This window comes from Aeromonas sp. QDB30 (assembly GCF_027707645.1).
Classification (GTDB): Bacteria; Pseudomonadota; Gammaproteobacteria; order Enterobacterales; family Aeromonadaceae; genus Aeromonas; species Aeromonas caviae.
In genome coordinates, this window is record NZ_JAPCIY010000122.1 from 1 (window position 1) to 6,520 (window position 6,520).

Genomic DNA, 6,520 nt, shown 5'->3' on the forward strand with positions numbered 1-6,520 from the left:
TGGTTTGATGCCGGAGATGATCCTGGCAATGGTGTCATGGACAGGAATGCCGTTTTTAAACAGTCCCTTGGATTGAAACCAGGGAAGATGAACCTCGCCGAAATCCTCAATATCTTCCCAGCCCTCAGCCCCGCCGATCACGGCACAGACGGTGAGAAACAGGACATCGTAGAAGGGATAATAAATCTTGGCATGCTGGCGAGGGTCGTGAATATTGTCGAAGAACTGAGCGAAAACGGCATCAATAGACATGAGAGCACTCCTGAAAAGGAGCATGAGATCACAGCCGGATCACCAGGTCAAATTTCAGGGTGAGGATGTGAGCAAATTGTTAACTATGGAAATCATGGAAATTATCATTTTTTGGATTTCATGCGCATTTTTTGAGCTGAAATGACGTGCAGTGACGATTAAAAAGTGTGAAGGCGATCCTGACTATAAAGTTAACTGCATATCACAGGCCTATAAGTATTTGTTTTGTAGGCAAAAAACTATTTTTAATTTTTAACAAAATGTTCACGATCTCGCCCTGGATCATGGATACCTGCTGTGACAGAATGAAATAGCGGCGGTGGATCCTCATCTGTACGCCTGAGCGGCCCGTCTCTTTTTCATGCTGATGCATGACGCCCACCGCCTATTAATTTATCCCCTCTATTTATGGTCTGTTTGACACCGCTCTTCTGCGATATATCCGCACGATGCCGGACAACGTGCGGATGAGGCAGACACGGATTGGTGGCAAACAAATAAACCGAATGCTAGATGACGGGTTGTCCGAGTTCAGACTGAACGGTGTGTGCGTATTTTCTCCGGGTGCGGCGACGGGCCTGGACCGCCTCTGCCAGCATGGCAAGCAGGTGTTCACTCTCTTCCCAGCAGAGGCAGGCATCGGTCACTGACAGACCGTATTGCAGCTCACCCAGAGGAGCCGGTTTCTGGTTTCCTCCCAGCAAGAAGCTCTCGACCATGACGGCGGCGATGGCTTGGCTCCCTTCGCTCAGCTGGCGACAGAGCTCTTTGGCGACCTTCAGCTGGTTCGTGTGCAGCTTCTGGCTGTTGCCATGGCTGCAATCCACCATCAGGCGAGGGGGGAGCCCCTGACGGGTGAGGCGGTCTGCTGCCTCCGCCACATCGCTCTGGTGGTAGTTGGGCAGGGTGCCGCCACGCAGAATGATATGGCCGTCGGGATTGCCTTCGCTCTTGATCACCACCATGCCGCCCTGGCTGCCGGGGGCGGTGAAGAGATGGGAGGCGGTACTGGCCTGGATGGCATCGATGGCGACCCGGATATTGCCGTCCGTACCGTTCTTGAATCCCACGGGGCAGGGCAGTGCGGAGGCCAATTGCCGGTGGACCTGAGACTCCGTGGTGCGTGCCCCGATGGCGCCCCAGCTGACGAGATCGGCGAGATAGAGAAAGCTGGTGGTGTCGAGGAATTCGGTGGCGGTGGCGAGCCCCAGCCCATTGATGTCGAGCAGCACTTGGCGTGCCAGATGCAATCCCCGATTGATGTCGTTGCTGCCGTCCAGGTGCGGATCGAAGACCAGCCCCTTCCAGCCCACCGTGGTGCGCGGCTTTTCAAAATAGGCGCGCATGACTATCTGAAGGCTGTCTTCATAGGCGGTGGCGAGTCGTGCCAGCCGTCCGGCATAGTCCAGGGCCGCGACGGGATCATGGATGGAGCAGGGGCCAATCACGACCAGCAGGCGATCGTCTTCACCTGCCAGGATCCGGCGTGCCTGATGGCGCTGGTTGTCGATGTGCCGGGCCATGTCGACCGGACAGGGGTGCTGCGCCAGCAGCTCGGCAGGGGTGGGGAGCGCCTCTATGGCGAAGGCGCGCATGACCGAATTCAAAACTGCCATCTGGAGTTACCTTGCTGTGCATGTGTGCGATGGGGAACCCGTATGCGCCATCCCGTTGGGAGCAGACAGGTTCACGGCTCATCGCATTTATTGAGAATGATTGTCATTATCTTGGTGTTTATCTCAAATGCAAGCGCAATGAAATCGTCAGGCGAAGATGGGGGGGAGAGGGAACGATGGCGGGGGAACTGCAGCAAAAGCAGGCCGCTTCCCCGAGGGAAGAAGCCCGCCAGTCACAAGATAAAGAGGGGGTCAGCTGTCCATCACGGCGTGCCTGTCCTGGTGGTAGGCGTCTTCATCCTTGCCGCTGCGCCAGTAGGGGACTGCGTAGACCCGCTGGCGCTCGGCATTCAGGGTGCGTCTGACGTGGCGGCGCAGCGGCACGACCAGGCTCTCTTCCCCGCCAAACCAGAAATAGCTTCCCTCTGCGACCATGGGCTGGGCGGTGAAATGCGCCACCAGGGTCGCGGCCTGTTCCGGATTGCCCACGAACCAGCGCAGGTCGACGCCGGCCGGCAGCGACAGATCCTGCACGTCGTCCTGATGGGGGACCAGCAGGGCGATATGGCCGCGGGCATGGGCCGGCATCACCTCCACCATGGCGCTGATGGCGGGCAGGGCGGTGAGATCCCCCGCCATGTAATAGTGCTCGGCCATTTGCAGCATGGGGTCGGGACCGCCCGGGCCCGAGATGGCGAGCCTGTCACCCGGTTTGGCGTGCAGGGCGAAACGACTGGCGGGGCCGGCCTCGCCGTGCAGGGCGAAGTCGATGTCGAGCTCCAGCGCCTCCCGGCGAAACGCGCGTATGGTGAAGGTGCGAATGACGGGTTTCTGGGCGGGATCGAGCCAGCGGGGCCCCTTGTCGGTGGGGGTGGGCAACACTATCTCGCGCTGACCCGGTCGGGGCAGCATGATCTTGACATGAGCACCGCCACAGCTGAAGGGGTAGTCCACAAGCTCGGGGCTGGTCAGGCAGATTCGGCGCAGGTGCGGGCTCACATCCTGAACATGCTTGACGGTGAGCAGGCGGGGGCGATTGGCCGGGGCGGGTTGAGACATGGGCATACTCCTGGCTGATGATGGCGCCCATTCTTGATGAAATGAAAACTATTATCAATTGGTTTGTGGGCAGAATGGGTCGCGATTGACCTCCTCGGGATGTCCATCGCGATACCACACTCTCTGCCTGGGTCAGGTTCGATCGCTTCCCCCCAGCGCCCGATAGATGCCTGCCATGTTGTTGAGCTGGGTCTGCTGCTGTGCCAGCAGGGCGAGCTCGGCATCCCACAGGCGGTTCTGCTCATCCAGCCAGGGTTGCACCCCAGTGGCACCGGCCAGAAAACGGGCGCCTGCCAGCCTCTCGGCCTCCCGGGCATAGGCCCTCTGCTGCTCCAGATAGCGCAGCCGCTGATCCCCTTGCTGACGGGCGGCCAGGCCATCCTCCACTTCCAGCAGCGCAGTATAGAGCTGCTTGCGAAACTCGGTTTCGGCAATCTGGTAGTCGATGTCGGTGCTGGCGATGGAGAGCCGGGTCTTGTTGTACTCGAGGAAAGGGAGCGCCAGCGTGGCGCCCAGGGTGCCGACCGGATTTTGCAGCACCTGGGTCAGGGTATCCGAGGTGGTGCTGGCACCGCCGGTCAGGCTCAGGGTGGGATAAAAGCCGGTGCGGATCTCGTCTCCCCTCGCAAGGGTCTTGCGCAGCCTGAGTTCGGCGGCGCGCACATCGGGCCGCCGGGCCAGCACATCGGCGGGGATGCCAGCCGCCAGGGACGGGATCGGGCCCATGATCAGGGCGTCGGGAGCGTCAGCGAGCGGCCCGCTGCTGCGGCCCAGCAGCAGGCGAAGAGCATTGCCCGCCTGTGCCCGTTGCTGGGTGAGGGTGGCGAGCTCCGCCTGCTTGCCCGCCTTCTGCTGGCTGGCCTGTACCAGATCGAGTCGGGTCACGGCGCCCGCCTCGTATTTGGCGCGGGTCAGGCGTTCAATGCGCTCCAGATTGGCCAGTTGCTGGGTGCCCAGGGTAATGGCCGAGCCGAGGTAGGCCAGTTGCCAGTATTGCTCCAGGGTCTTGCCGATGAGCAGCAACCGGGTGGCGGCCAGATCCTGTTTGCTGGCCTGTGCCTCCCAGCTCGCCTGATCCCTTGCCGCGGCCAGTCTGCCCCAGAGATCCACTTCGTAGCTGAGGTTGAGAGAGGGGCCCAGGTTGCTGTTGGCGCTGCCATCTTTCATGTTCTTGGTGCCGCTGGCCCCGAGATTGGCGCTGACCGAGGGGGTGAGGTTGGTGTCAGCCCGATCGGCGCCGAGCAGGGCATTCTTGAGCTTGAGCCCGGCCACCCGCATGTCCGGGTTGGCGGCCAGCACCGCCTCGACCAGGCGATCGAGCGCAGGATCCTGGAATCCCTGCCACCAGGGGCCTGCCTGCTGCACGGTGAGGCCCCGGCTCTCCTGCTGCCATGCTGGCGCCACGTCGAGATCGGGTCTGTGATAGGTGCTCTGCTGGCTGCAGGCACCGAGGCTGGCGGTGAGCATCAGGCTTAGCCCGAGCCTTGATAGGTTGTGCATCGTCATTCCCTCGCCAGTGCCTCCACCGGATCGAGCCTGGCCGCATTGCGGGCGGGCAGGTAACCAAACAGGATCCCGATGAGTGAGGAGCACCCGAAGGCCATCAGGATGGAGAAGAGCGAGAAGCGCATCTGGAAGCTTTCCACGAGCAGGGAGAAGAGAGCGCCGATGAGCAGGGCGAGGCCGATACCGAGCAGCCCCCCCAGCAGGCTGACCATCACCGCCTCGATGAGGAACTGCTGCAATATGTCGGACTGGCGGGCGCCTACGGCGATGCGGATCCCTATCTCCCGGGTGCGCTCCACCACCGAGACCAGCATGATGTTCATCACTCCGACGCCGCCGACGATGAGGGAGATCACCGCGATGGCGGAGACCAGCAGTGTCAGGGTGGCGGTGGTCTTCTCCACCGATTTGACGATGCTGTCGCTGCTGAAGGTGAAGAAGTCCTTCACGCCGTGGCGCTGGGTCAGCAGGGCGACTGCCGCCTGCTCGGCCAGGGCGGGCTGGACGCCGTCCTTGACCCGGATGGTGATCTGGGTGAAGTGCTGCTGGGAGAGGAGACGGCTCATTACGGCGCTGTAGGGGAGCCAGACATTGACCGACTGGCTGCTGCGGCCAAAGCCGGTCTCCTGGGTGACCACCCCCACGATGCGCACCGGCAGGGTGCCGACCAGCACCACCTGGCCGACCGGGTCCACCTTGCCGAGCAGGCTCTCTATGGTCTTGCCATCCACCACGGCGACTGCCGTCCGGTTTCGAATGTCCCGCTCATCGAGCAGGCGCCCCTGGGTGAGCGTCATCCCCTTGACCCGGAAAAAGTCGTTGCCGACCCCGATCACGCTGCCGCTGCTGGTCTTGTTGCGATAGCGAAGCTGGCCCGACGTCGCTATCTGGGGGCTGGCCCCCTCCAGATAGGGCTGGCCGAGCAGCGCGTCGAGATCCCGCTCGTTCAGGGTCTGGATGCTGGCGGCCTTCTCGTCTCCCCAGTCCTTGCCGGGGAAGATGTCGATGGTGTTGGTGCCCATGGCGTTGATGTCGTCGATCACCTTGGCGCGCGCCCCCTGACCCAGCGCCACCACGCTGACCACGGCGGCGATGCCGATGATGATGCCGAGCATGGTGAGGAAGGTGCGCATGCGATGGGCCAACATGGTGTGCAGGGCCATGCGCCCCGCCTCCCGGTAGCGATCCCAGCCCCGGCTTGCGGTGCGGACGGCGGCGCCTGTGCCCTGTGCATCTTGCCCGACAGGGGGAGGGGCCAGCTGGCTGCCATCACCTGGCAGCGGGTGGGCCGGCGCCCCGGATGGGGAGGATGAGGGTGCGTTGTCATCGGTCGCCCGATGGCTGCTGTCCTCCACTACCCGCCCGTCACGCAGGGTGATGATGCGATCCGCATGGCTTGCCACCGCCATGTCGTGGGTCACCAGAATGATGGTGTGGCCCTGGGCGTGCAGCTCCTTGAGGATGGTCATCACCTCTTTGCCGCTCTGGCTGTCGAGAGCGCCGGTGGGTTCGTCCGCCAGGATCACCTCGCCGCCGTTGGCGAGCGCCCGGGCAATACTGACCCGCTGCTGCTGACCGCCGGAGAGCTGGCCGGGTCTGTGGTGGCTGCGATCCTGCAGTCCCAGGCGGGTCAGCAAGGTGCGGGCACGGGCCTGGCGATCAAGGTGGGCGGTGCCGGCATAGATGGCGGGGATCTCCACGTTGGCGGCCGCATCCAGATGGGGCAGCAGGTGATAGCGCTGGAAGATGAAGCCGAAGTGGTGGCAGCGCAGCCGTGCCAGGGAGAGGGCATCCAGGGTCGCGGTATCCTGGCCGCGAAACAGATACTGGCCGCCGCTCGGGCGATCGAGGCAGCCCAGCAGGTTCATCAGGGTCGATTTGCCGGAGCCGGAGGCGCCGACGATGGCCACCATCTCCCCGGCATCGATGGCGAGATCCAGCGGGTGCAGCACGGTCACTTCGTGCTCTCCGCTCTGGTAGCGCCGCTCGATGCCCTTGAGACGGATCAGGGTAAGCGCCGTTAAATCGACGTACTTGCCCTAACGGTATTGCGCCACTTTTTTTGAAATCGGCTCCAACGCCACATT

General features: G+C 62.6%; 5 protein-coding genes. All 5 read right to left on the reverse strand.

The window, feature by feature from the left end; genetic code table 11:
- Positions 1 to 252, reverse strand: a 252-nt coding sequence (locus tag PG896_RS20160; protein ID WP_270836145.1) for a transposase family protein, incomplete at its 3' end; no start/stop codon positions are given.
- Between the two features lie 509 nt (positions 253 to 761).
- Positions 762 to 1,868 (reverse strand): 3-deoxy-7-phosphoheptulonate synthase, encoded by a 1,107-nt coding sequence (locus PG896_RS20165; protein ID WP_128345390.1) that lies wholly within the window; start codon positions 1,866 to 1,868, stop codon positions 762 to 764.
- 252 nt (positions 1,869 to 2,120) lie between these two features.
- Complete coding sequence (locus PG896_RS20170; protein ID WP_219595966.1) at positions 2,121 to 2,927, reverse strand: siderophore-interacting protein; 807 nt, start codon at positions 2,925 to 2,927, stop codon at positions 2,121 to 2,123.
- A 132-nt stretch (positions 2,928 to 3,059) separates the two neighbouring features.
- Positions 3,060 to 4,433, reverse strand: coding sequence for an efflux transporter outer membrane subunit (locus PG896_RS20175; protein ID WP_270836146.1), 1,374 nt, complete (start codon positions 4,431 to 4,433; stop codon positions 3,060 to 3,062).
- Positions 4,430 to 6,442 (reverse strand): MacB family efflux pump subunit, encoded by a 2,013-nt coding sequence (locus PG896_RS20180; RefSeq protein ID WP_270836147.1) that lies wholly within the window; start codon positions 6,440 to 6,442, stop codon positions 4,430 to 4,432. The genes PG896_RS20175 and PG896_RS20180 overlap by 4 nt, the downstream gene beginning before the upstream one ends.
- Positions 6,443 to 6,520 lie beyond the last annotated feature (78 nt).

Excerpts from the sequence above, each read along its gene's own strand:
- PG896_RS20165 (WP_128345390.1), bottom strand. The coding sequence starts at position 1,868 with ATGGCAGTTTTGAATTCGGTCATGCGCGCCTTCGCCATAGAGGCGCTC.
- PG896_RS20170 (WP_219595966.1), bottom strand. The coding sequence starts at position 2,927 with ATGTCTCAACCCGCCCCGGCCAATCGCCCCCGCCTGCTCACCGTCAAG.
- PG896_RS20175 (WP_270836146.1), bottom strand. The coding sequence starts at position 4,433 with ATGACGATGCACAACCTATCAAGGCTCGGGCTAAGCCTGATGCTCACC.